At 41.6% G+C, this 23,762-nt stretch carries 21 protein-coding genes; 14 read left to right on the forward strand and 7 right to left on the reverse strand.

The window, feature by feature from the left end:
* Positions 1-326 precede the first annotated feature (326 nt).
* Positions 327-2,432 carry a M3 family metallopeptidase gene (locus H6G74_RS19360; RefSeq protein WP_190969224.1) on the reverse strand — a complete coding sequence of 702 codons (2,106 nt, stop codon included), beginning with the start codon at positions 2,430-2,432 and terminating at the stop codon, positions 327-329.
* 205 nt (positions 2,433-2,637) lie between these two features.
* Between H6G74_RS19360 and H6G74_RS19365 the strand changes: the two genes are divergently transcribed.
* Positions 2,638-3,426, forward strand: coding sequence for a dienelactone hydrolase family protein (locus H6G74_RS19365; protein WP_190969225.1), 789 nt, complete (start codon positions 2,638-2,640; stop codon positions 3,424-3,426).
* A 209-nt stretch (positions 3,427-3,635) separates the two neighbouring features.
* Positions 3,636-4,622 (forward strand): zinc-dependent alcohol dehydrogenase family protein, encoded by a 987-nt coding sequence (locus H6G74_RS19370; protein WP_190969226.1) that lies wholly within the window; start codon positions 3,636-3,638, stop codon positions 4,620-4,622.
* A 209-nt stretch (positions 4,623-4,831) separates the two neighbouring features.
* Here the strand turns inward: H6G74_RS19370 and H6G74_RS19375 are convergent, their stop codons facing one another.
* The gene (locus tag H6G74_RS19375; protein WP_190588123.1) at positions 4,832-4,984 is read right to left on the reverse strand and encodes a hypothetical protein; all 153 of its coding nucleotides are present in this window, start codon (positions 4,982-4,984) and stop codon (positions 4,832-4,834) included.
* A gap of 409 nt (positions 4,985-5,393) precedes the next feature.
* Between H6G74_RS19375 and H6G74_RS19380 the strand changes: the two genes are divergently transcribed.
* From H6G74_RS19380 to H6G74_RS19405, 6 genes are all read left to right on the forward strand, one after another.
* A complete protein-coding gene (locus H6G74_RS19380) occupies positions 5,394-6,782 on the forward strand; it encodes a nicotinate phosphoribosyltransferase (protein WP_190969227.1) in 1,389 nt (462 codons plus the stop codon).
* 4 nt (positions 6,783-6,786) lie between these two features.
* Positions 6,787-7,386 (forward strand): nicotinate-nucleotide adenylyltransferase, encoded by a 600-nt coding sequence (locus H6G74_RS19385; RefSeq protein WP_190969265.1) that lies wholly within the window; start codon positions 6,787-6,789, stop codon positions 7,384-7,386.
* Positions 7,347-8,093, forward strand: a complete 747-nt coding sequence (locus H6G74_RS19390; RefSeq protein ID WP_190588125.1) for an NUDIX hydrolase — start codon at positions 7,347-7,349, stop codon at positions 8,091-8,093. The genes H6G74_RS19385 and H6G74_RS19390 overlap by 40 nt, the downstream gene beginning before the upstream one ends.
* Before the next feature lie 65 nt (positions 8,094-8,158).
* Positions 8,159-9,865: an NAD+ synthase gene (locus H6G74_RS19395; protein WP_190969266.1), complete on the forward strand. Its 1,707-nt coding sequence runs from the start codon at positions 8,159-8,161 to the stop codon at positions 9,863-9,865.
* Between the two features lie 252 nt (positions 9,866-10,117).
* Positions 10,118-11,044 (forward strand): peptidoglycan-binding domain-containing protein, encoded by a 927-nt coding sequence (locus tag H6G74_RS19400; protein ID WP_190969228.1) that lies wholly within the window; start codon positions 10,118-10,120, stop codon positions 11,042-11,044.
* A gap of 159 nt (positions 11,045-11,203) precedes the next feature.
* Positions 11,204-12,106 (forward strand): ABC transporter ATP-binding protein, encoded by a 903-nt coding sequence (locus H6G74_RS19405; protein WP_190969229.1) that lies wholly within the window; start codon positions 11,204-11,206, stop codon positions 12,104-12,106.
* Positions 12,107-12,108: 2 nt separating this feature from the next.
* Here the strand turns inward: H6G74_RS19405 and H6G74_RS19410 are convergent, their stop codons facing one another.
* Positions 12,109-12,789, reverse strand: a complete 681-nt coding sequence (locus H6G74_RS19410) for a tetratricopeptide repeat protein (protein ID WP_190969230.1) — start codon at positions 12,787-12,789, stop codon at positions 12,109-12,111.
* A gap of 521 nt (positions 12,790-13,310) precedes the next feature.
* Between H6G74_RS19410 and H6G74_RS19415 the strand changes: the two genes are divergently transcribed.
* Both H6G74_RS19415 and H6G74_RS19420 read left to right on the forward strand, forming a co-directional pair.
* Positions 13,311-13,637 carry a YbjQ family protein gene (locus H6G74_RS19415; RefSeq protein ID WP_190588129.1) on the forward strand — a complete coding sequence of 109 codons (327 nt, stop codon included), beginning with the start codon at positions 13,311-13,313 and terminating at the stop codon, positions 13,635-13,637.
* A gap of 503 nt (positions 13,638-14,140) precedes the next feature.
* Complete coding sequence (locus H6G74_RS19420) at positions 14,141-14,776, forward strand: hypothetical protein (RefSeq protein WP_190969231.1); 636 nt, start codon at positions 14,141-14,143, stop codon at positions 14,774-14,776.
* Positions 14,777-15,066: 290 nt separating this feature from the next.
* Here the strand turns inward: H6G74_RS19420 and H6G74_RS19425 are convergent, their stop codons facing one another.
* From H6G74_RS19425 to sufR, 3 genes are all read right to left on the reverse strand, one after another.
* Positions 15,067-15,513, reverse strand: coding sequence for a YbhB/YbcL family Raf kinase inhibitor-like protein (locus H6G74_RS19425; protein ID WP_242051286.1), 447 nt, complete (start codon positions 15,511-15,513; stop codon positions 15,067-15,069).
* 263 nt (positions 15,514-15,776) lie between these two features.
* Positions 15,777-16,037, reverse strand: coding sequence for a hypothetical protein (locus tag H6G74_RS19430; RefSeq protein ID WP_190969267.1), 261 nt, complete (start codon positions 16,035-16,037; stop codon positions 15,777-15,779).
* A 116-nt stretch (positions 16,038-16,153) separates the two neighbouring features.
* Positions 16,154-16,858, reverse strand: a complete 705-nt coding sequence (gene sufR / locus H6G74_RS19435; RefSeq protein ID WP_190969233.1) for an iron-sulfur cluster biosynthesis transcriptional regulator SufR — start codon at positions 16,856-16,858, stop codon at positions 16,154-16,156.
* Between the two features lie 225 nt (positions 16,859-17,083).
* Here sufR and sufB point away from each other — a divergent pair, with 225 nt between their 5' ends.
* The 4 genes from sufB to H6G74_RS19455 all read left to right on the forward strand — a co-directional run bounded on the left by sufB (position 17,084) and on the right by H6G74_RS19455 (position 22,038).
* A complete protein-coding gene (gene sufB, locus H6G74_RS19440) occupies positions 17,084-18,523 on the forward strand; it encodes a Fe-S cluster assembly protein SufB (protein WP_190594866.1) in 1,440 nt (479 codons plus the stop codon).
* 68 nt (positions 18,524-18,591) lie between these two features.
* Entirely contained in the window at positions 18,592-19,380 is a 789-nt protein-coding gene (sufC, locus tag H6G74_RS19445; protein ID WP_190969234.1) for a Fe-S cluster assembly ATPase SufC, read from the forward strand.
* Positions 19,380-20,741 (forward strand): Fe-S cluster assembly protein SufD, encoded by a 1,362-nt coding sequence (sufD, locus tag H6G74_RS19450; protein WP_190969235.1) that lies wholly within the window; start codon positions 19,380-19,382, stop codon positions 20,739-20,741. Before sufC ends, sufD begins: the two co-directional genes overlap by 1 nt.
* 34 nt (positions 20,742-20,775) lie before the next feature.
* Positions 20,776-22,038: a cysteine desulfurase gene (locus tag H6G74_RS19455; RefSeq protein WP_190969236.1), complete on the forward strand. Its 1,263-nt coding sequence runs from the start codon at positions 20,776-20,778 to the stop codon at positions 22,036-22,038.
* A gap of 175 nt (positions 22,039-22,213) precedes the next feature.
* Here H6G74_RS19455 and H6G74_RS19460 read toward each other — a convergent pair whose 3' ends face one another.
* Entirely contained in the window at positions 22,214-23,551 is a 1,338-nt protein-coding gene (locus H6G74_RS19460; protein WP_190969237.1) for an ATP-binding protein, read from the reverse strand.
* Between the last annotated feature and the right edge of the window lie 211 nt (positions 23,552-23,762).

Here is a 23,762-nt window from a genome sequence, read left to right on the forward strand (position 1 = left end):
CTCTTAGGACTTACGCAGACTCTAAAATTTCTTGGCGTTCTACCCTGCGGGAAGCCGCTTGCGCGTCTAATGCGACTTGGCGGTACCCTGCGGGAAGCCGCTTCGCGTCTACGATAAATTAAGCTTTTTGGGAATTTTTGCGTAAGTCCTGACTTTTATAACTTCGTGTCCTACCCTGTGGGAAGCCGCTTGCGCGTCTACGTTTCTTCATACTTCTGCGTAAGTCCAAGTACTTATAGTAATGAAAGGGAACAGGGAACGCACCTCTGCTTCCACTCGCCAAGCGGAGTCGAGGTGTATCCCCTGCTTACACATTATGGAACTTGTTAAGCTGCTGTATTTAGCAAACCATTGTGCCGTAACAGCGAAACTGTACTTGGTTCCCGTCCCCGGAAGGCTTTGAAGATTTCCATTGGATGCTGACTACCACCAAGCGCCAACACAGTATCACGGTAGCGTCTACCAGTGGCTTGAACGGCGGTTTCATCATCTAAACCAGCTTCTTCAAAAGCGGCGAAAGCATCTGCACTCAGTACCTCAGCCCATTTATAGCTGTAGTAACCTGCGGCATAGCCACCTTCAAAGATATGCCCAAAGGCACACAAGAAAGAATCTTCGGGTAGCGGCGGTAAAACTGTGGTAGTTTTAGCTATACGCTGGCGCACTTGGGCGGGAGTTTCATCACCACCAGGAAGATAGCGATCGTGTAATTCTATATCCACAGTGCTGAAGTGAATTTGCCGCAGTGTCGCACTCCCACTCATATAGTTACGTGCTGCTAACAGTTTTTGGTAATAATGCTCTGGTAATGATTCGCCTGTTTCATAATGCTTCGCCATACCAAACAAAGTCGGGCGTTCATAACACCAATTTTCCATAAATTGGCTTGGTAATTCCACAGCATCCCACTCGACATTATTCACCCCGGCGGCGCTGCTGTAATCAACTTTGGTTAGCATGTGATGTAAACCATGACCAAATTCGTGGAATAATGTCTCTACTTCATAAAAAGTCATTAAACTCGGCTTACCATCAACTGGCGGAGTTTGGTTACACACCAAATAAGCCACAGGCAAGCGCACAGATGTAGCACCATTATCGTTAATCTTGCCTCGGTTAATGCAGACATCCATCCAAGCACCACCACGCTTTTCGGCAGGACGGCTGTAAGGATCTAAGTAAAAGTAGGCGACGGGTTTACCTGTTTCGTCAGCAATTTGGAAATATCTAACATCTTCATGCCAAACGGGTGCTTGTCCATCAGCAGGGGTGACGGTAACGCCAAACAGCCGCTTCACTAGTCCAAATAAACCGTCTAAAACTTGCGGTAAGGGAAAATAAGGACGTAATTCTTCCGTGGTAAAGGAGAATTTTGCTTCCCGTTGGCGTTCTGCCCAAAAGCTAATATCCCAGTGTTGTAAATCTTGGGCTTCTGATGCGCCTTTGGTAGTGGCAAAAGCTTTGAGTTCGGCTAACTCTTTAACAGCAGCATCATAACTGACGCTCCGCAGTTCTTCTAACAGTGCTTCGACTGCTGCCACATTGGGAGCCATTTTACTAGCAAGGCTTAACTCAGCAAAGTTTTTGTAGCCTAATAAATTGGCTAGTTCTTGGCGTAACTCTAAAATCCTCACAATTAAAGGATTATTATCTAACTCACCAGCAGCAGCGCGGGTGATATATGCTTTATACAATTTTTCCCGCAAGTCTCGGCGGGTGCTGTGCTGCATGAACGGGCTGTAGCTAGGGAAATCTAAAGTGATGCGCCAAGGGCCATTTTCGGGGGTGGCGTTTTCTTCCCCAGCCGCACGGGCAGCTTGGGCAGCTAAACTGAGGGAACTTTGGGGTAAACCCTCAACTTCTGCTTTGGTTGTCAGGTTTAAGCTAAATGCTTTGGTGGCATCTAATACATGGTTAGAGAATTTTGTGGATAATTCTGCTAACTCCATTTGAATGTCATTAAAGCGATCTCTGGCTTCCCCTGACAAGCCCACACCCGATAATTCCGCATCTCTGATGGCAGTTTCGATAATGCGTTGCTGGGCTGGTTCTAGGGTTGCCCAAGTATTACTCCCCCGGAGTTGTTTAAAGGCGTTGTATATAACTTGACTTTGACCAAGTTTATTGCTGAACTGTACCACTTGGGGTTGGACAGTTTCATAAGCTTCGCGCAGCTGGGAACTATTCTTGACTCCCATTAAATGACTGACTATACCCCAACTCCAAGTCAGCCGTTCGGTGAGTTTTTCTAAGGGTTCGACTAAACCACTCCAAGTCGGCTGGGCGTTAGCTTCTAAGGTAGCAAATTCCTCATCCAGTTCTTTTAATAACTGCTGGAAGGCCGGAATTACTTGTTCTGCTTGAATCTCAGTAAATGGCGGTAAGCCAGTACCTCTTAACAAGGGATTTTGGGGAATAGTGGCTGCACTCATAGCGTTGTATCAATGCTGATAAATATCTCAATATACTTCTAATGTAGCGATCGCTGCGATTTTTAGCGTTGCCAGAATGCCGAAATAACCGAATTAGGGAGTAGGGAATAGGGAGTGGGGAGTGGATTTTTTGACAAATGACAACTTTATTGTCTACTTTCCAGGCATAATCATCCCAGATGATTATTTTACTGGGTGTCTTGAGATGAAATTACTGCTTTCTGCACTAATTACACCTGTGGTTGTGGTATTGATTGCGACACAAACATTGGCAGCAATTCAAACGAAAAATGTTGAATATAAACAAGGAAATACAGTTTTACAAGGCTATCTCGCTTATGATGACGCAATTAAAGGCAAGCGTCCTGGGGTTTTGGTAGTACATGAATGGAATGGACTACAATCTTATGCCAAACAGCGCACAGAACAGTTAGCGAAACTTGGTTATGTTGCTTTTGCGGCTGACATTTATGGTAAAGGTATAAGACCAAAGACTCCTGAAGAGTCAGGTAAGCAAGCTACCATTTATCGGAACGATAGAAAATTGTTGCGCGATCGCGCCTTAGCTGGGTTAAAAGTATTACAATCAAATCCGCTCACTGATGCTAACCGGATTGCGGCGATCGGTTATTGTTTTGGCGGTGGTACAGTATTAGAACTTGCCCGTAGCGGTGCCAACATTGCCGGAGTCGTCAGTTTTCACGGCAACCTCGATACACCAAACCCCAACGATGCCAAAAATATCAAAGCTAAAGTATTAGTATTGCATGGTGCAGATGATCCATTCGTCCCAGCAGAACAAGTCCAAGGTTTTGAAAACGAAATGCGCCAAGCAAATGTAGACTGGCAATTAATTTCTTATGGTGGTACAGTACATAGCTTTACTAACCCAGAAAATAAAGGTCAGATAAAAGGAGCATTGTATAACCCAGTTGCTGACCGACGTTCTTGGGAAGATATGCGACAATTTTTTGCCGAAATCTTTCGCAAATAAAAATTAGGGAATAGGGAATAGGGAGTGGGGAGTAGGGTATTTATGAAAATAAGCAATCAAAGCTGTGGAGGTGTCTGGGGCGTAGAGGCTTCGCTGTGAGCGGTGTATATATCTATTCCCAAGATAGAAGAAAAACCTTTCATCCTAAGCTATACCAATAGTCAGTACTCATCCCCACTCCCCACTTCCTACTCCCCACTCCCCTAATTATGCGTGCAATGCTTTTAGATGCACCACATCAACCCCTACGTTTAGCTGAGTTACCAATACCTCAACCCAATGCGGAACAAGTTCTGATTCGGGTTCATGCTTGCGCTGTTTGTCGCACAGATTTACATATAGTTGATGGAGAATTAACTCATCCTAAATTACCTTTAATACCTGGACATCAAATTGTCGGTACTATCGAGGCAATGGGGGCAAAGGTTGATAAATTTTATGTCGGTCAACGGGTGGGAGTGCCTTGGTTGGGTCATACTTGCGATCGCTGTCGTTATTGTCGCTCAGGACGAGAAAATCTTTGCGATTTTGCTGAATTTACTGGCTATAACTTAGATGGCGGCTATGCAGAATATACTGTAGCTGATCACAGCTTTTGCTTTGCCTTAGATCCTAGCTTTCCTGATTTACAAGCTGCGCCTTTATTATGTGGTGGCTTAATTGGTTATCGCGCTTACAGTATGACAGGCGATGCTGAAAAAATTGGTTTTTATGGGTTTGGTTCATCTGCCCATATATTAATTCAATTAGCCCGCTATCAAGGTCGGCAAATTTTTGCTTTTACTCGTTCTGGAGATATCACCGGACAAGAATTTGCTCTTCAACTCGGTGCAAATTGGGCGGGTGACTCCGACACATTACCACCAGAACCTTTAGATGCAGCGATAATTTTTGCACCTGTAGGTAAATTAGTCCCAGCCGCTTTACGCGCAGTCGCCAAAGGTGGAATTGTGGTTTGTGCGGGTATTCACATGAGCGATATTCCCTCTTTTCCTTATGAAATTCTTTGGGAAGAAAGAATGTTGCGTTCTGTGGCTAATTTAACTCGCAAAGATGGCGAGGAATTTCTCGCTTTAGCACCCAAAGTTCCAATTAAAACAGAAGTGAATGCTTTTCCTTTCACCCAAGCCAATGAAGCTTTAAACGCCCTTCGCAATGGCGAAATTGAAGGTTCAGCAGTTTTAGTAATTGATTAAAAAAACAAAGATTGTCTGTTCAGAATGGGTTTAAGGGTGTGAGGGTGTAGGGGTGTATTTATTCAAAACCCTTACACCCCATACCCTTATACCCCTACACCCAATCTCCACAAACAATCTTTGTGCGTAATTCCTAAAATTTACCAAATAAAAAGGCTCAAGCTTTTGGCTTAAGCCTTGACCTCACTCATATCTAAATATTTCATCTTCTACCAAACATCACTCATACCTTTTTTATAAGGTTCACCTGTAAAAGGTTGTACCCCAGTATTAGGATATTGATCATCTGTAGGGCCAAAAATTCGCATTGCAGCTTCAGAGATATACTCGGTAATCCTAGCAATGATTTGGGAAATAGCCATACTCTTAGACTCCTTATTTTTGAGTCAGTTAGATAGTTATCTTTCTACTTTAATTCGATATTTTCTTATCGCTCAGACTCTCAATATATTGAGAATTTATGCAATAGTTTTTCAGATTGCTTTGCAATACTTTAGGTTGCCAAAAAAGTTTAAAGTTTCTCTGCAATTCCAATTATAACAAAACTCCCAATAAAGCTCTTTTGTATGAGAAATATGAGTGTTTTATAAAAGTTAGTTTATGAAGAATAAACTATTAAAAAAGATTAAATATTTGTATAAAGTATAATTATTTTGCGGTGAATATGTTGATTTAATGAAGTCAATAGCTTCTCTGTCGCGGAGGAGTTGACATTATTTATGGTAAAATCTACCATAATAAAAAGCAGCATTCTTGTAAGGACGCTCTTACATGGCAACTATCCCAGACTTGGGCAGCTACCAGCACCAAGACTTGACAATCTCTGCGGCTGATTACAGCTTGTTCACCGACCTTTATCAGCTAACAATGGCGGCTTGTTATGTTGGCGAAGGATTAGAACAAAAACAAGCTAGTTTTGAGTTATTTGTGAGGCGATCGCCAGAAAATTTTGGCTATCTCATTGCAATGGGTTTAGAGCAAGTTCTGGCATATTTAGAAAAGTTAAGTTTTACTCATTCTCAAATTGCCGCACTCCAGACGACGGGAATTTTCGCCCAAGCCAGCGATCGCTTTTGGTCGTTATTGGCTGAAGCGAAATTCACAGGTGATGTTTGGGCAGTTCCTGAAGGCACAGCCGTATTTCCTAACGAGCCATTTTTGCGAATTGAAGCGCCACTTTGGCAAGCCCAACTAATAGAAACTTACCTCTTAAATACCATCAATTATCAAACTTTAATTGCTACCAGAGCCGCCCGTCTGCGTGATGTGGCTGGACAGGAAGCTAAACTTTTAGAGTTTGGCACAAGGCGGGCATTCAGTCCCCAAGGGGCATTGTGGGCGGCACGGGCAGCCTTAGCCGGGGGATTAGATGCTACCTCGAATGTGTTAGCAGCATTACAACTAGGTCAACAGCCAAGTGGTACGATGGCTCACGCCTTGGTCATGGCGTTGTCAGCGATGGAAGGCAGTGAAGCAGAAGCTTTTACGGCATTTCATCGCTATTTTCCCGGTGCGCCCTTGTTAATTGATACTTACGATACCATCGCGGCGGCGGAAAATTTGGCAGAAAAAGTGAATGCTGGGGAAATGGAATTATCGGGAATCAGACTGGATTCTGGTGATTTGGTGAATTTATCCAAACAAGTGCGATCGCTTTTACCAAATGTGCCGATTGTTGCCAGTGGTGATTTAGATGAATGGGAAATTGCCAGACTCAAAGCGGCTGGGGCAGTAATTGATGGTTATGGTTTGGGAACGCGACTGGTAACAGGTACGCCTGTCAACGGGGTTTATAAACTCGTGGAAATTGATGGCGTTCCCGTCATGAAGCAGTCCAGTGGTAAGGGTACTTATCCCGGACGCAAGCAGATTTTTCGGTCATTTGTCGGCGGCAAGGTAAAAGCTGATAGGTTGGGGTTAATCACAGAAACACCGCAATCAGAAACACCTTTATTGCAATTAGTCATGAAGCAAGGCGAACGAGTGCAACTGCCAGAAACTTTAGCAGACATTCGCCAACGAACTGCGATAACAGTTGCTAGTTTGCCAGAACAAACAAGGCAGATATCAAACCCTGTGGCTTTGCCGGTGGAGATTTCGGCTGGGTTGCAAAAGTTAACTGAAGAGACGAAGAAATTAACCGCAAAGAACGCAAAGTAAGATGATGAGAATTGCTTTATTTGGTACAAGTGCCGATCCGCCAACGGCTGGGCATCAAGAGATTTTAAGGTGGTTGTCTGAGCGTTATGATTGGGTGGCAGTTTGGGCGGCGGATAATCCCTTTAAGTCCCATCAAACACAATTAGAACATCGGGCGGCAATGCTGCGGTTATTAATTGCTGACATGGATGCGCCAAGAGATAACGTCGCAGTGACGCAGGATTTAAGTAGCTGGCGCACCCTAGAAACCGTGGAAAAAGCCAAACAGCATTGGGGTGAAGAAGCAGAATACACCTTAGTTATTGGTTCAGATTTGATCAATCAACTACCACGCTGGTATAAAATTGAAGATTTATTACAGCAAGTGCAACTAATGGTTGTGCCACGACCAGGATATGCAATAGAAGAATCTAGCTTAGAGGCAATTCAAAAGCTGGGAGGAAAAATTGCGATCGCTACCCTCACAGGTTTAAATGTATCCTCAACAGCTTATCGTGAGCATGGAGATACTCAAGCCCTGATAGCTCCCATTGTTGCCTATATTCATCAACAGCATTTGTACAAATGCCAGGACGCAACCACAAAAAGATTCCAACTCCGCTAAATCAACAACCTTTGGCTGATTTTAAGGTAGGTGTGGATAATGTAATTTTTTCTGTAGACACTGTTCAAAATCGACTTTTGGTTCTCTTAGTCATGCGACAGCAAGAACCATTTTTAAATTCTTGGAGTCTTCCTGGGACGTTAGTGCGTCAAGGCGAATCTTTAGAAGATGCGGCCTATCGCATCATGGCAGAAAAAATCCGAGTCAACAATCTTTATTTAGAACAGTTGTATACCTTTGGCGGGCCAAACCGCGACCCCAGAGAAGCAACCGATAGTTATGGCGTGCGTTATTTATCAGTGAGTTATTTTGCCCTTGTCAGGTTTGAAGAAGCCGAATTAATTGCTGATAAAGTCGCGGGAATTGCTTGGTATCCCGTCAAACAAGTGCCACAGTTAGCCTTTGACCATAATCAACTGCTAACTTATGGTCATAGACGACTGCGAAATAAATTAGAGTACAGCCCAGTTGCTTTTGAAGTGTTACCAGAAATGTTTACTTTAAACGATTTGTATCAGCTATACACAACAGTTTTAGGGGAAAACTTTTCTGATTACTCTAATTTTCGGGCGCGACTACTCAAGTTAGGTTTTTTGTGCGATACCGGAGTAAAGGTATCACGGGGTGCAGGTCGCCCAGCTAGTTTATATAAATTTGATGCTGAGGCTTTTGCACCTTTTAAAGATAAACCTTTGGTGTTTATTTAAATAGTCATTAGTCATTTGTAAAAAACTATGTACAAATGACTAATGACAAAGAACAAAGGACAAATATGAAAATTGCGATCGCTCAACTTAATCCAACCATTGGTGATATACCAGGAAACGTCCAAAAGATTCTAGAAGCCGCCCAACAGGCAGTAAAATCAGGCGCACGTTTATTATTAACTCCAGAACTTTCTTTGTGTGGTTATCCACCCAGAGATTTATTATTAAATCCTAGTTTTGTCTCAGCGATGAGTACGGCATTACAACAATTAGCCAGAGATTTACCACCGGAATTAGCTGTTTTAGTCGGCACTGTTGAACCAAATACCAAATCTCATATCACTGGCGGTAAAAGTTTATTTAATAGTATTGCTTTATTAGAATCGGGGAAAGTCAAGCAAATCTTTTATAAGCGGCTGTTGCCTACTTATGATGTATTTGATGAAGACCGCTATTTTGAACCAGGGTTACAACCGAATCATTTTACTTTAGATGATATTCATATTGGCGTAACTATTTGCGAAGATTTATGGAATGATGAAGAATTTTGGGGCAAACGGAGTTATGCTGTCAATCCCATTGCAGACTTAGCAATTTTAGGTGTAGATTTAATTGTTAACTTGTCGGCTTCACCCTACAGTGTCGGCAAACCGCAGTTTCGAGAATCGATGTTAAAGCATAGTGCGGTGCGCTTTCAACAGCCGATGATTTATGTTAACCAAGTCGGCAGTAATGATGATTTAATATTCGATGGTTATAGTTTTGCGTTAAATGGTCAAGGCGAAATTATGTGTCGCGCCCGTGGTTTTGCCACTGATTTAGTAACTGTGGATTTTAACAAAAAAACACGAGATTTAGAGTTAAGTTCTTTAACACCTGAGTGCGAATCAGAAGAAGAGGAAGTCTGGCAAGCTTTGGTTTTAGGTGTGCAAGACTATGCCTTGAAATGTCGCTTTTCTAAAGTAGTATTAGGTTTAAGTGGTGGTGTAGATTCAGCATTAGTCGCTGCGATCGCAACAGCAGCACTAGGTAAAGAAAATGTCTTCGGTGTCCTCATGCCATCACCTTACAGTTCTGAACATTCTGTAAGTGATGCTTTGGCACTAGGTAAAAATTTAGGCATTGAAACAAAAATTTTACCGATAGGCGAATTAATGCAAGGTTTTGATCATAGCCTTGCTGACTTGTTTGCTGGCACAGAATTTGGCATCGCCGAGGAAAATATTCAGTCCCGGATACGCGGTAACTTATTAATGGCGATCGCTAATAAATTTGGCTATCTATTATTATCCACTGGCAACAAGTCGGAAATGGCTGTCGGTTACTGTACCCTCTACGGCGACATGAACGGTGGTTTAGCAGTCATCGCCGATGTGCCAAAAACCCGCGTTTATAAAATTTGCCACTGGTTAAACCGCAACGACGAAATTATTCCCCAAAATATCCTCACCAAAGCCCCCAGTGCGGAACTCAAACCCGGCCAAGTTGACCAAGATTCCCTCCCAGCTTATGAAGTTTTAGACGACATCTTACAACGCTTCATTCATGACCATGAATCAGCCGCCCAAATTGTTGAAGCAGGTCACGACCCCATAATTGTAGACAGAGTAATTCAAATGGTTGCCCGTGCCGAATTTAAGCGTCGTCAAGCACCCCCCGGCTTGAAAATTACCGACCGCGCCTTTGGTACAGGCTGGCGAATGCCCATCGCTAGTAGCTGGGTAGCAATCAAAAATGCGTATCAAGCCATACCTGTTTCTACACCCAGTTAACAGAAGCTGGGCATTGCTATGATTTTTGCAACATATTCCCAGATTTTACAGAGGCAATGCCCACCCTACAAATTAGATTTTATAAAAAATACAGAATTACTTTTGCGTAAATTACTGAAGTCGCCTTGAATCGTAAATTAATACTAAAATTCACGGCTGAAATTTTGAGCTGTGAGTATAGTTTCAAACAACATTACCAATTATGGAAATGTTGTTTATACCTAGTTAGAACTAAACGAAGATAGGTGCAACATGAAATTACAAGATTTCTTAGCAAATGCAAATGAAATAGGTAAATTAGGATTTGAAGCGATCGCTCAAGACAAGGAACTAGCTACTCAGATCCAAATACTCTTGATTGGCTTAAATTTACTGGAACCCCCAGCAGATGGCAAATTTGGCCCAGTTTCTGGTGAAGCTCTCGAAAAGTTCCAAGAATTAACCAAAACTGGGGAAACGGGTTATTTAGGAGTAATCACAGCCGAAAAACTGATTGAAACCAAACCAGATGATCTTCCTAAACCCCAGTTAAAACTAGGTAACGACATTGCCAGCAGAATTGTTAAATATATGCTGGATAAAAAATATCAGGTATTTACTGCACCTAAAGAATACAACATTGTTTATCTAGAGGGAATTAATGAAGACTGGACTCGTAATAATGATGCACCCAACGAATTTAATGATCGGCGAATTATCCTTGAAGTAGTTGATGGTGTTCCCAAAATCGTTAATCACTGGCGAGCTACTACTGAACCAGGTAGCTACTACACAGTTGTAAAACCCCTCAATCCTAAAGGTGCAGCAAGAATTCAGTTTGGGCAATACAAAGCTTGGCGTGTGGGAACTCACGGTATCGGTGGTAGCCGACCTCATGAAGCATTAGTACAAGTTGGTACAATAACTGTCTGTCGAGATTTCAACAAAGATTTTCAACGTGTTGGAGACCAACTTGATACAGGTGATGATTTTGCGATTAACCAACATTGGGGCTATGATTTCCCTAAAAATGACATTCGCGGTGCTAGTGCAGGTTGTTTAGTTGGTAACTTGCTTAAGGGACACCAAGAATTTATGGCGCTGGTTAAACAAGACCGCCGCTATGTAGCTAATCGTGATTATGTGTTTTATACAACAGTAATTTCTGGTGATGATTTATTGAAGAAGTTTCCTGGGTAAAATCTAAACTCTAGATACTTCCTTCAATATGGGTGTGTCTGATTTGCACAAGGCACACCCATCAACACTCAGCACTCAGCACTCAGCACTCAGCACTCAGCACTCAGCACTCAACGAATGATAGTCTATGTGATGAACTGAATATTAAGAAAGTTATCCATGACTGCTGCTGTTCTGTTAGAGAATGTCTTCAAGTTTTACAAAAATGTCCCTGTAGTTAATGATTTATCATTTGCGATCGCACCTGGAGAAATTTTTGCCCTACTTGGCCCTAACGGTGCGGGTAAATCAACCACAATTCGGATGTTGACTACACTCACTAAGCCGTCCCAAGGTAACATTCAAGTAGCTGGATACGATGTTGTCAAACAACCAATACAAGCAAAACAGAGCATTGGTGTTGTTTTGCAGCAAACTAGTATAGATGGTGATTTAACTGTTTGGGAAAATATGGAATTGCATGGGCGGCTACATCGTATAGCCAACCCACAACGACAACGACTAATTAATCAGTGGCTAGAGTATGTGGAACTAGCAGACAGAAGAGATGATTTAGTCAAAACTTTGTCTGGCGGAATGAAACGACGATTACAAATAGCCAGGGCGTTACTTCACCAACCACAAATTTTATTTTTGGATGAACCAACAGTCGGACTAGACCCCCAAACTCGTCGGCGACTTTGGGAAATTATTCGAGATTTAAACAAGCAAGGAATGACAATGTTACTCACGACTCATTACATGGATGAAGTCGAGTACTTGTGTGGAGCTTTTGAAGCAACCGGGCCGGGACGCATCGGTATTATGGATAGTGGCAAACTTATATCTTTAGGAACGCTCCAACAGTTGCGTTCTGCTCACGGTGAAGGTTTGGTCATGAAACAAGTGGGAATCACCGAGGCGGGTAATGACAGCGCCCGAAGCTGGGAATATTTATTTTTCCCTTCTTTAGAAGCAGCAAACAATTATCTGAATCAACAACCAGATAAAACGGGAATGATGGTGCGTCCCTCTAATTTAGAAGATATTTTTGTGGAATTAACCGGGAGACAGTTAGATTAACTTCAACCTCCCAACTCCCGCAACATTGCTTCTATTCGCTCAACGCCATCAGGATTATTTTGGCGTTGGTATAAACTCCGAGCTTTTTGTAGTAAACTATTTGCTTGTTTTGTCTGGCGACGTTGTTTAAACATCGCCGCCATAAACTCATATATCTGAGGATTATTGCGATCTATACCAATAGCTTGTTCATAAGCCCAATTAGCTGCTTCATAATCTCCTAAACGAGCTTGGGTAACGCCCAATCCCAGATAAGCATTCAGATTGTTACGGTTTAGCTGAATGGCGCGACGGTAAGCATCTCTAGAGCCTTTGGTATCACCCAAGTTACCTTTGATGTAACCGACAGCATAAAAGAAATCACTATTATCAGGGTCAAGACCCAATGCCCGACGATAAGCAACTAAAGCAGCTTGATAATTTCCTTGTTGGGCATACAAATAACCCATGCCAGAGTATACTTTAGCATTCTTGGGGTCTAGGGCTGCGGCTCTTTGATATGTGGCGATCGCTCCGTTATAATCACCCGCATCAACTTGTCTGCGACCTTCTTCAAACAATTCCTTTAATTCTGGGTTTTTCGCTTGGGCGACTAAGACCTGGGCTTGAGCCATCGAAGGAATCGTAACCACACTACATCCTAACAACAAAGCACTAACTATAAGTGATATGCGTTTGTACACAGTAAATTTCCTGAACTTCTAGCAACTTTTTTCTTGTACATTAAAACAAAAATATGGATTTTTGAAAACTGTATTTATTCTGTTTTACGAAATATTAATATTTTATAAACTCCTAAGCTGCAAACGACACCAATTTATTAGAGTTTCTACTGAACAAGCTAAATATATAGCCAATTTACAAACATCTCTCCCTTTTCTACTTTGTCCTCCTTGTCTTCCTTGTCTCTATTGTTTACATATCCAACAAGACTACTATACAAATATTAAAGATTCAGTATAATCCCTATCTCAAGATGGGAATCAGCAATAACATACTTCTGTCTTTATTTTGCTAACGATTTTATTATCGCTGGCTAATACTACTACAACGACTCTTATTTTAAAACCCAAAATATTTAATTTCTGTAGCAATTTTTATCTTGCTTTGTAACACTAAGTTTGGTTTTGCGTTAGCAGTTACCCCAATAATAACAATCTCAGACGTACAATATTCCTTGACCTGTTACCTGTGAGATGATTTTATGATTTTAACTACAACCGATGTAATTCAAGGTGCTGTGATTGATTCATATTTAGGTATTGTAACTGCGGAAGTTGTTTACGGTAGCAATTTTTTACGAGATTTTTTTGCCAGCATTCGAGATGTGATTGGTGGTCGCACCGGTAGCTACGAACGTTTATTTGAAGAAGGCCAAAGAAAAGCACTCTTAGAATTAGAACAACGCGCACAGCGATTAGGCGCAAACGCCGTTGTTGGGATTGAAATCGATACAGGAACAATCAATGTTGACCAGTCTGGAGTTCTGATGCTGATTACCGCCACAGGTACAGCCGTTAGAATGCGTTAGTTATTTTATCTTACACTGACAAGGTTTTTCACCATCCATTGAGAATCGCTGATGCCAGCAAATGATTGAAAAAAGTAATGATACCAATTCTATGAGAGTCTGCATATAAACCCCTCAGACTGAAGTCTGGGGCTATAAAAACAAAGCCTGCGTGGTGCGCCAAGCGCAGCGCAAGCGCACCACGCAGGCTAATTATATGCTTCTTCATATCGATTTGGTATGAGTAATGAATAATGAGTAATGAGTCGGAAATTTACTTATTACTCATTACTTAAGACTCATTACTTATTACTCATGGTATACCTCACTTTCTTCAAAAGTGCTGTATATTCATCCATAAATTTGATATAGATTTATTTTTTTATTTATTCTTACCCTAGATAGATAAAACAAGTGTTTCTGTTGATAGATATTAAAAAGTGAAAAGAGCAATTTAATTTTAAACGTAAGCATGAATATAGCAAGAAAACTTTACTAAAAAATAGTCAAGGAGCCAATAAATTATGTCATACGTAAATCGCACCGGTGACGAGATTGTTACTGATCCGGCGGTAGTTAGTAGAGTCGGTGAGTATCATGACCGTGTGCGCTGGGGGCCGATAATTTCCGGGGTGTTAATTGCTTTAGCCACACAATTAATTTTAAGTGCATTTTTTGCGGCGATCGGTGCAGGTAGAGTAGCAGATTCTGGCGCACCCAGAACAATAGCGCCTAATGTAGCTGGTAATGTAGGAATTTGGTCAACTATTGCTTTATTACTGTCACTGTTTGTTGGGGGATGGATAACCAGTCGTGCTTGTGGCCCCATGAACCGCAATACAGCTTTGCTAAATGGTGCAATTCTTTGGGCTACTACTTTAGCACTGAGTTCTTGGTTATTAGCTAGTGGAGTATCTGGCGCTTTTGGAATTGCTGCTTCTAATGCTGGTGCAGTTATCAACCAAGTACAACAGCCTGGTGGTTTAGCAGTACCTCAAAATGTACCTAATATAACTGCTCAACAAACTCGTGAAGCTGCTGCGTCTACTTCTAGAGCTTTATGGTGGTTTGTGCTTGGTTCGCTATTAAGTTTGGCTGCTTCATTAATAGGTGCTATTGCTGGCGTTCGTAGTCCTCGGACTAATACTTATCGTCCTTAGAAAAGATTTTATTTCATATAGCAGTCCTAAATCATTCATGAACAAAAATATCCCCGAATTATCAAAGAGTTCGGTGATTTAAAACGGGAGCATCCACTTTTGGAAGAAACACCGGGCGATTGGAAATCGCGGCTACACAAACCAAGTCCGCCTACGCGGGCTATCTCAAAACCCGCGCAGGCGGGTTTAGTTTGTATAGCCCCAGACTTCAGTCTGTTCGCGTAGCGTGCGCCTTAGCGCAGGGCTATTTGCCGAAAGTGGATGCACACTTTAAAACTTTGTCCTCTCACTTATTTCCTACTATATTTTCCTATCAATTCTGCTTCTGCTAAAACATGACCTTTCATTGCATTTAAAACTTGCTCTTTTGTTGCACCTGTTATCAAACCTAACTTTTTATCTAAAGCATAAAGCTTGAAAAAGTAGCGATGAGTCCCGTTTGGTGGACAAGGGCCGCCATAGCCAAGCTTACCAAAATCATTTTTCCCCTGTATCCCTGGCAAATCTTGGGATGCAATTTTTTCGGGTACTTGACTAACTGTAGCAGGGAGATCATAAACCACCCAATGCACAAATGTTTCTCCTGGTGCGTCAGGGTCATCTACAATTAATGCTATGCTTTGTGCATCTTTTGGTACGTCATTCCAGGTTAAAGGCGGAGAGATATCGTTACCATCACAAGTATATTTAGTAGGTATGAAAGCATTAGCAGTAAAGGCTGTGCTTGCTAGTTTCATGCTTTTGATTTCCTGATGAGACTGGTTGCAATCGCTTGCAATAATTTTGCTATTACTAGGATGACTACAACTAATCATAGTTAATCCTAATAATCCAACTATAGCGATGCTGTAACCTCTCAAAAATCTGCCTTGAATCATAATTAAGACAGGTGATTTGTGTGAGCTAAAGTTAGCAATTATATTTTTAGTGCAATATTTTTTCTGAGGTCATAATTGCTGAGTAAAAATCTTTATTTCTAGCCCCTAGGCTCTTTTTTCCATTACCACTTCAAAAATGAAGCTTCAATTCCTTGCTCTCGTCTAATTTTGCTATCTTTTTCAAACCAACTAATAATTTGCTTTGTTGTTAAGTCTTCAATAGTCACATTGTATTCTTGAGCAATTTGCTTCAAGAGTTTTTGTGATGAAATAGTCAGTCTTGTTAAAAACTTTTCTGGGGAAGATAGTAAAGCAGCATCAACTTGTGCTGACTCTTCCAAGGTTAAAAATTGTGTTGATGGTTGTTGAGATGGTAAATCCATAAAATTAGTCATTAGTCATTAGTCATTAGTCATTTGTCATTAGTTAAAAGACAGCAGACTAAAAGATGAAATTTTATACTTCATATTTTATAGTTCATAACCTGAGCAAAAATTTATTAATTTTGCTCTTGCTTGCGAGCCTGGACTAAATAGCCACAACGATGTTCTCCGTTAATAATCCAATGGGTACGTTCTACAATACAGTCTGGCAGTACAGCCGCAAACATTTCTAGTTCATGACCGCAGACAGTAGGAAAAGACTCAGCAACATTGGAAATTGCACAGTTATGCTCTATTAAGACAAAGCGATCGCCTACCCTATCAGTCGGGCGATCATCATCTGCTTCCACCGAGTGATACTCTGCCATGAATCCTTCGGCTTTGCGTAACTGAACTAAAGTTTCCACCCGCTCTTTTAAGGAACCTTTACCCACGCGATCGCGGTATTCTTGGGCTTTGCGTTCCCATTGTTTTTGTAAAATCGTTTTCATTTTGTCGTGGCCGACGGTTTCGGCTAGGGTATCTAGCAGCGAAACTGCAAATTCACCGTAACCATCACCAAAGCGATCGCTGGTTGTGCGATGCAGGCGATCGCGTCCCTGACGACTTAACTGATAAATATGCTGTGGCCGTCCCATTCCCGCCTGCGTCGTTGAAGCGTAGACAATCAATTCTTCCGCCTCTAAATCCTTGAGATGGCGACGAATTGCTTGGGGGCTGACATTCAAAACTTCGGAAAGCTCAAAAGCGGTTGCTTGTGAGTGTTTGAGCAGATATTCGAGAATCTCTTGCTTGGTTGAGGACTGCTGGGTAGTCGCCATCGTCGTCCTAAATTTTTTTAAGAAAATTTGACTTTAACAACATCATTGTTGTTAATCTAGCGTAAAATGAAGATACGTTAAACAACATGGATGTTGTTTTAATCTTCATCCTTATTGTAACAGCCGTGTAACCAACTCGGTAAAGCGAGACCGGCATCGGCGAGAAACCAGCCCGTCTTCCATCCTTCAAGAGATCCCATTTCGGAACACGAGAGATTATTACAGATGAGTGCCACTGTCAAATCCCTAGTTAACCAACCCTACAAGTACGGCTTTGTCACCGAAATTGAAGCCGATACCATCCCGCGTGGACTCAATGAAGACGTTATCCGCTTGATTTCCGCGAAGAAGAACGAGCCGGAATTCATGCTGGAGTTCCGTCTGAGAGCCTATCGCCAGTGGCTAAAAATGACAGAACCAACCTGGCCTAGCGTTAAATATCCGCCAATTAATTATCAGGATATCATTTACTATTCTGCGCCCAAGCAAAAGAAAGAAAAACTCAACAGCTTGGACGAAGTAGATCCGACACTCCTGGAAACCTTCGAGAAACTGGGTATTCCCCTTTCTGAACAAAAGCGACTGGCCAATGTCGCCGTAGATGCGATTTTTGATAGCGTTTCTGTAGCTACAACCTTCAAAGAAAAATTAGCTAAAGATGGCGTTATCTTCTGTTCCATTTCTGAAGCACTGCGGGAACATCCAGAGTTAATCAAAAAATATTTGGGTAGTGTTGTCCCCATTGCTGACAATTATTTTGCAGCTTTAAACGCTGCTGTTTTCAGTGATGGTTCCTTTGTCTACATTCCCAAAGGCGTGAAATGTCCAATGGAATTGTCTACCTACTTCCGCATCAACTCTGGCGATACGGGACAATTTGAACGGACTTTGATTGTGGCTGAAGAAGGTAGCTATGTTTCTTACCTGGAAGGTTGCACCGCGCCAATGTACGATAGCAACCAACTCCACGCCGCAGTTGTCGAACTTGTGGCTTTGGATAACGCGGAAATTAAATATTCTACCGTGCAGAACTGGTACGCCGGTGATGTTAACGGTAAAGGCGGGATTTATAACTTTGTTACCAAGCGCGGCTTGTGTCAAGGTGTAAATTCTAAGATTTCCTGGACTCAGGTAGAAACTGGTTCTGCAATTACTTGGAAGTATCCAAGCTGTGTGTTAGTTGGCGATAATTCTGTGGGTGAATTTTACTCGGTGGCGTTAACCAACAATATGCAGCAAGCCGACACCGGGACGAAGATGATTCATGTCGGTAAGAATACTCGCAGTACGATTATTTCTAAAGGAATCTCCGCAGGTAAATCTAGTAACAGTTATCGCGGTTTGGTGAAGGTAAATCCCAAGGCTGAAGGCGCAAGAAATTATTCTCAGTGCGACTCGATGCTAATTGGAGATAATGCCCACGCCAATACTTTCCCTTATATTCAAGTACAAAATAATACAGCAAAAGTTGAGCATGAAGCTTCAACTTCTAAAATCGGCGAAGATCAGCTATTTTTCTTTGCTCAACGTGGCATTTCTGCGGAAGATGCGATTTCGATGATGATTAGCGGCTTCTGTAAGGATGTGTTTAATCAGCTACCTATGGAGTTTGCGGTGGAGGCTGATAAGTTGTTGAGTTTGAAGTTGGAAGGTAGTGTTGGGTAGAGATTTTCTTTAAACGAACCGCAAAGGGCGCGAAGAGCGCGAAGAAAGAAAGAGAAGAGAGAGAAAAGATGATTATTGAAAATAGTGCAGTTGTGCTGTCGGTGAGAGATTTGACGGCTGAGGTTGGTGGTACGCCGATTCTGAAGGGTGTAAATTTGGAAGTTCGGGCTGGTGAAATTCATGCCATCATGGGGCCGAATGGTTCTGGTAAGAGTACCTTTTCTAAGGTGTTGTCGGGACATCCGGCGTATACGGTGACTGGCGGTGAGGTGATTTTCCAAGGGCAGAACCTATTGGAAATGGAACCGGAAGAACGCGCTAGGGCTGGGGTGTTTTTGGCGTTTCAATATCCGCTAGAAATTCCTGGTGTGAGTAATTTGGATTTCTTGCGGGTGGCTTACAATTCTCGGCGGAAGGCGCAAGGGTTGGAAGAGGTAGACGCATTTGATTTTGATGATTTGATTGAGGAAAAGCTGGAAGTTGTGAAAATGAATGCGGCTTTCCTCAACCGCAGTGTGAATGAAGGTTTTTCTGGTGGTGAGAAAAAGCGGAATGAAATTCTGCAAATGGCTTTGTTAGAGCCAAAGTTGGCAATTCTGGATGAGACAGACTCTGGTTTAGATATTGATGCGCTGAAAATTGTCGCTCATGGGGTGAATCAGCTGACTAATTCAGAGAATGCGACGATTATGATTACCCACTACCAACGTCTGCTGAACTATATTGTGCCGGATTTCGTTCATGTAATGGCACGCGGCAAAATTCTCACCAGTGGCGGTAAGGAACTGGCGTTAGAGTTAGAGTCGCGCGGTTATGACTGGATTTTGGAGGAAAGTGCGGTTGAGGTGGGTGTGTAATGTCTATTCAAGTTTCTCCTAGTGCTATTCCTAACTCAGATGCAGTCAGTTTGGTGTCTTCTCTGTTGGATAGAGATGCTTATTTGACTCAGTTGTTAAATCAAGTCACTGTATCTCAAGCTGATGGGTTAGAGGAATTACGCCAACAAGCTGCAAATTGGGTACGTCACTCTACTATCCCCACTACCCGCGAGGAAGAATGGCGGTTTACTGATTTGTCTGATTTGCGGGGTGTGGAATTCCAGAAGGCGCAGCCAGTTAATAATGTAGAGAAGTTAAATGTAACATCGCTGACTGATAATCGGTTGGTGTTTGTTAATGGTGTTTATGCGCCGGAGTTATCTGCTGTTAATTTACCTGATGGTATTTTAGTTGGTAATTTAACTGGTTTAACAGTTGCAGGCGATCGCATCCGCAAATATCTCGCTCAAGCTGAGGGCGCTTTGGAAGTATTCACGGCTCTCAATACTGCTGGTTTAACGGATGCAGCAGTTGTATGGGTGGGTAAAAATGTCGTGGTTGACACACCTATTCATCTGCTGTTTATTTCGGTTGCTGGGGAGACGGCGACTATTTCTCAGCCGCGTTGTTTGGTGGTGGCGGAAACTGGTTCGCAGGTGACTTTGGTGGAAGAGTTTACGAACCGCCGAGGCGCAGAGGGCGCGGAGGATAAGAGTTATTTTACTAATGCGGTGACGGAGGTTTGGATTGGTGAGAATGCTGAGGTGAGCCATACAAGGGTTGAGCTAGAAGGTGCTGAGGCGTTTCACATCGGGAAGACTGCTGTGAACCAAGCTCGTTATAGTCGCTATACCTGTAATGCTTTTAGTTTGGGTGCAAAGTTATCGCGGCACAATTTAGAGATTTTGCAAACTGGTGAGCAAACTGAAACTACGCTCAACGGTTTGGCGATGATATCTGGGAAACAGGTGGCGGATACCCATAGTGCGATCGCTCTCAATTATCCTTATGGTAAAAGTGAACAATTGCACAAATGTATTGTTGGCGATCGCGCTCATGCGATATTCAATGGTAAAGTATTTGTACCTAAACCCGCCCAGTTAACTGACGCAGCCCAATTAAATCGCAATTTACTGCTATCCTCCAAAGCGCGAGTAGATACCAAACCCCAATTAGAAATTACCGCCGATAACGTCAAATGCGCTCACGGTGCAACTGTGAGTCAGTTAGAAGATGATGAAATCTTCTACTTACAAAGCCGAGGAATTGATGAAAGTGCAGCGCGTAATTTATTAATTAACGCCTTCGCCGCCGAAATCATCAACAAAGTTCCCCTGGCTTCTCTCAGAGACATATTGCTAAACACCGTCACTAGTTTTAAGTCTTTGACTAATGACTAATGACTAATAACTAATGACTATTGACTAATTACCAATGACTTTTACAGCTACCAAAACCCTCGCCGATAAAGTCCGTGCTGACTTCCCGATATTACATCAGGAAGTCAATGGTAAACCCTTGGTTTATCTCGATAATGCGGCGACATCGCAAAAACCCTTGCTGGTATTAAATGCCCTACGGAATTATTACGAGCAGTACAATGCTAATGTGCATCGTGGCGCTCATACCTTGAGTGCTAAAGCCACTGATGCGTATGAAGCAGCACGCGATAAAATTGCCAAATTTATTAATGCTGCATCGCGTCAAGAAATCGTCTACACCCGCAACGCTAGCGAAGCGATTAATTTAGTTGCTTATAGCTGGGGAATGAACAATTTGCAGCCAGGCGATGAAATTATTCTGTCGGTGATGGAACACCACAGCAATATTGTACCTTGGCAATTTGTGGCACAAAAAACGGGTGCAGTTCTGAAATTTGTGGAACTAACACCAGAACAAACTTTTGATTTAGAACAGTTTAAACAACTGATTTCTGAGAAAACAAAACTGGTTTCAATTGTTCATGTTTCTAACACTTTGGGTTGTATTAACCCAGTGAAAGAAATTGCTGATATTACTCACAGATACGGTGCGAAATTCTTAATTGATGCTTGTCAAAGTGTACCTCACATGCCTGTGGATGTGCAGGAAATAGGCTGTGATTGGTTGGTGGCTTCGGGACATAAAATGTGTGCGCCAACCGGCATAGGCTTTTTATATGGCAAGCTGCAATTGTTAGAAGCAATGCCACCATTTTTTGGCGGTGGTGAAATGATTGCCGAGGTATATTTAGATCATTCTACTTATGCCGAATTACCCCATAAATTTGAAGCCGGAACACCTGCAATTGGAGAAGCGATCGCACTTGGTGCTGCGATAGACTATCTATCAAGTATTGGTATGGATAAAATTCATGCCTATGAAGCGGAGTTAACTGCTTATTTATTCCAACAATTAGCGAAAATTCCCCAAATTCGCATTTACGGCCCCAAACCTGATGCTAATGGTGAGGTTAGAGCCGCTTTAGCTGCATTCACAGTTGCAGATATCCACGCCAACGACTTATCTACATTATTAGATCAAGAAGGCGTTGCTATCCGTTCTGGACATCACTGCACCCAACCATTACACCGCTATTTAGGTTTACCAGCAACCGCACGGGTAAGTTTTTCTTTCTACAATACCCGCGCAGAAATTGACGTATTCATCAAAGCATTGAAGGAAACTATTGATTTCTTTGCTGGTATTTTTGGTTAGTCTTATACACTACATAAATAATATAAGCAGGGGCGAGCGGTTGTTCGCCCTTGTTTTTCATAAATATTGTTTTAGTTAAAAATTAAGTCTGATGTAGGTTTGGTGGAGAAATGGGATTTAACATTATCAAGACTTTGTTGGGTTTCGCTATCGCTACACCCAACCTACTTTTCTGTCACCTATTATTGTTAACTCTGACTGGAATTTCAATGATAAATTCTGCTCCCTTATCTGGTTCAGATTTGACAGAAATAGTGCCATGATGACTTTCGATAATTTGATAGCTAATCGCTAAACCTAAACCAGTACCTTTGTTTACAGGTTTAGTGGTAAAGAAAGGGTCGAATATTTTACTTTGAATTTCTGGATCAATTCCAGAACCATTATCGATAATTCTAACTTTGATAGTTTCTGTTTCTGTCGCTTCTGTTTTAATAATGATTTGCTTTTGATTTTCAGATTTTTTACTTTCTAACAAAGCATCAATCGCATTATTAATAATATTACTAAAAGCTTGATTTAATTGGGCTGCGTAACATTCAACTAGTGGTAATTTTGAGTATTCTTTAACTATATTTATTTCTTGTTTAAGACGATGATTTAATAAAGATAATGTACTTTCAATACCTTCATGAATATTGACAGCTTTTCTATCAGCTTGATCAAGGCGAGCAAAGTTTCTTAAAGAAAGTATAATATCTTTAATTCTGTCAGTTCCAACTCTCATAGAAGAGATAATTTTTTGAAAGTCATCTACGATAAAATCTAAGTCCATATCACCAATTTTAGCTTGAATCAACTGTTCAGCTTCGGGATATTCTTTTTGATAGATGTCAACTATTCTTAAAATAGTATGAATATGTTCGTTGAGATAATTAAAATTACCATGAATAAAACTCACGGGATTATTAATTTCATGAGCTAAACCCGCAACCATTCTGCCTAAGCTAGACATTTTTTCTGTTTGAATGAGTTGCACTTGAGTTGTTTGCAATTTATGGAGTGTATTTTCGAGTTCTTGTGCTTGCAGTTTCGCTGTTGCTGTGGCAGTAGAGAGCGCCTTAAAATTATTGTAAGCTTTGGAATGATAACGAACGCGGGCAATTAATTCTATAGCATCTGGTAACTTAATTAGGTAGTCGTTAGCTCCCGCAGCAAAGGCTTCAGCTTTGAGTATTGGTTCTTCTTTACTGGATAACATAATGATGGGAACTTCCCGCGTTGATGGATGAGAACGAAACCAACGCAACAGCATTAAGCCATCCATATCTGGCATAATTAAATCTAACAAAATGACTGTTGGCTCAATAGCGATCGCACTTTGCAAAGCCTGTGATGGCTCACTAACATAATTACAAGTGATATCAGGCTCCTTCGCAATCATGCGATTAATTGCTTCACCAAAGATTGCCTGATCATCAATTAACAAAATCTTGACATCTTCGGTTTGCAATTTTAATTCATCAAGCAAATTTGGTGATGCTAACTGCATATTTAAATTAGGTAATAGCATTGGATTTTCCTGGCTTTAAGGATGTGGATATTGAGTTAGGGGTGAGGAATTATAGTGTTTGTGAATCTAATAACTAACAAATTCATCTGCGTTTATCTGCGGTTAATTATTCTGGCTGTAGCTCACTAGGTGAAAAAAGGCTATATTAGTTTAAAAAAAGTATTTAAATCTATAATATTTGTGAATTTATTATAACTTAATATAAATGAAA

Origin of the sequence: Nostoc spongiaeforme FACHB-130, from assembly GCF_014698475.1 — a bacterium.
In the GTDB taxonomy this organism is placed as follows: domain Bacteria; phylum Cyanobacteriota; class Cyanobacteriia; order Cyanobacteriales; family Nostocaceae; genus Nostoc_B; species Nostoc_B spongiaeforme.

Bases quoted from the DNA above. Each gene is read 5' to 3' on its own strand.
- H6G74_RS19360 (WP_190969224.1), bottom strand. From the start codon at position 2,432: ATGAGTGCAGCCACTATTCCCCAAAATCCCTTGTTAAGAGGTACTGGC.
- H6G74_RS19365 (WP_190969225.1), top strand. From the start codon at position 2,638: ATGAAATTACTGCTTTCTGCACTAATTACACCTGTGGTTGTGGTATTG.
- H6G74_RS19370 (WP_190969226.1), top strand. From the start codon at position 3,636: ATGCGTGCAATGCTTTTAGATGCACCACATCAACCCCTACGTTTAGCT.
- H6G74_RS19375 (WP_190588123.1), bottom strand. From the start codon at position 4,984: ATGGCTATTTCCCAAATCATTGCTAGGATTACCGAGTATATCTCTGAA.
- H6G74_RS19380 (WP_190969227.1), top strand. From the start codon at position 5,394: ATGGCAACTATCCCAGACTTGGGCAGCTACCAGCACCAAGACTTGACA.
- H6G74_RS19385 (WP_190969265.1), top strand. From the start codon at position 6,787: ATGAGAATTGCTTTATTTGGTACAAGTGCCGATCCGCCAACGGCTGGG.
- H6G74_RS19390 (WP_190588125.1), top strand. From the start codon at position 7,347: ATGCCAGGACGCAACCACAAAAAGATTCCAACTCCGCTAAATCAACAA.
- H6G74_RS19395 (WP_190969266.1), top strand. From the start codon at position 8,159: ATGAAAATTGCGATCGCTCAACTTAATCCAACCATTGGTGATATACCA.
- H6G74_RS19400 (WP_190969228.1), top strand. From the start codon at position 10,118: ATGAAATTACAAGATTTCTTAGCAAATGCAAATGAAATAGGTAAATTA.
- H6G74_RS19405 (WP_190969229.1), top strand. From the start codon at position 11,204: ATGACTGCTGCTGTTCTGTTAGAGAATGTCTTCAAGTTTTACAAAAAT.
- H6G74_RS19415 (WP_190588129.1), top strand. From the start codon at position 13,311: ATGATTTTAACTACAACCGATGTAATTCAAGGTGCTGTGATTGATTCA.
- H6G74_RS19420 (WP_190969231.1), top strand. From the start codon at position 14,141: ATGTCATACGTAAATCGCACCGGTGACGAGATTGTTACTGATCCGGCG.
- H6G74_RS19425 (WP_242051286.1), bottom strand. From the start codon at position 15,513: ATGAAACTAGCAAGCACAGCCTTTACTGCTAATGCTTTCATACCTACT.
- H6G74_RS19430 (WP_190969267.1), bottom strand. From the start codon at position 16,037: ATGGATTTACCATCTCAACAACCATCAACACAATTTTTAACCTTGGAA.
- sufR (WP_190969233.1), bottom strand. From the start codon at position 16,858: ATGGCGACTACCCAGCAGTCCTCAACCAAGCAAGAGATTCTCGAATAT.
- sufB (WP_190594866.1), top strand. From the start codon at position 17,084: ATGAGTGCCACTGTCAAATCCCTAGTTAACCAACCCTACAAGTACGGC.
- sufC (WP_190969234.1), top strand. From the start codon at position 18,592: ATGATTATTGAAAATAGTGCAGTTGTGCTGTCGGTGAGAGATTTGACG.
- sufD (WP_190969235.1), top strand. From the start codon at position 19,380: ATGTCTATTCAAGTTTCTCCTAGTGCTATTCCTAACTCAGATGCAGTC.
- H6G74_RS19455 (WP_190969236.1), top strand. From the start codon at position 20,776: ATGACTTTTACAGCTACCAAAACCCTCGCCGATAAAGTCCGTGCTGAC.
- H6G74_RS19460 (WP_190969237.1), bottom strand. From the start codon at position 23,551: ATGCTATTACCTAATTTAAATATGCAGTTAGCATCACCAAATTTGCTT.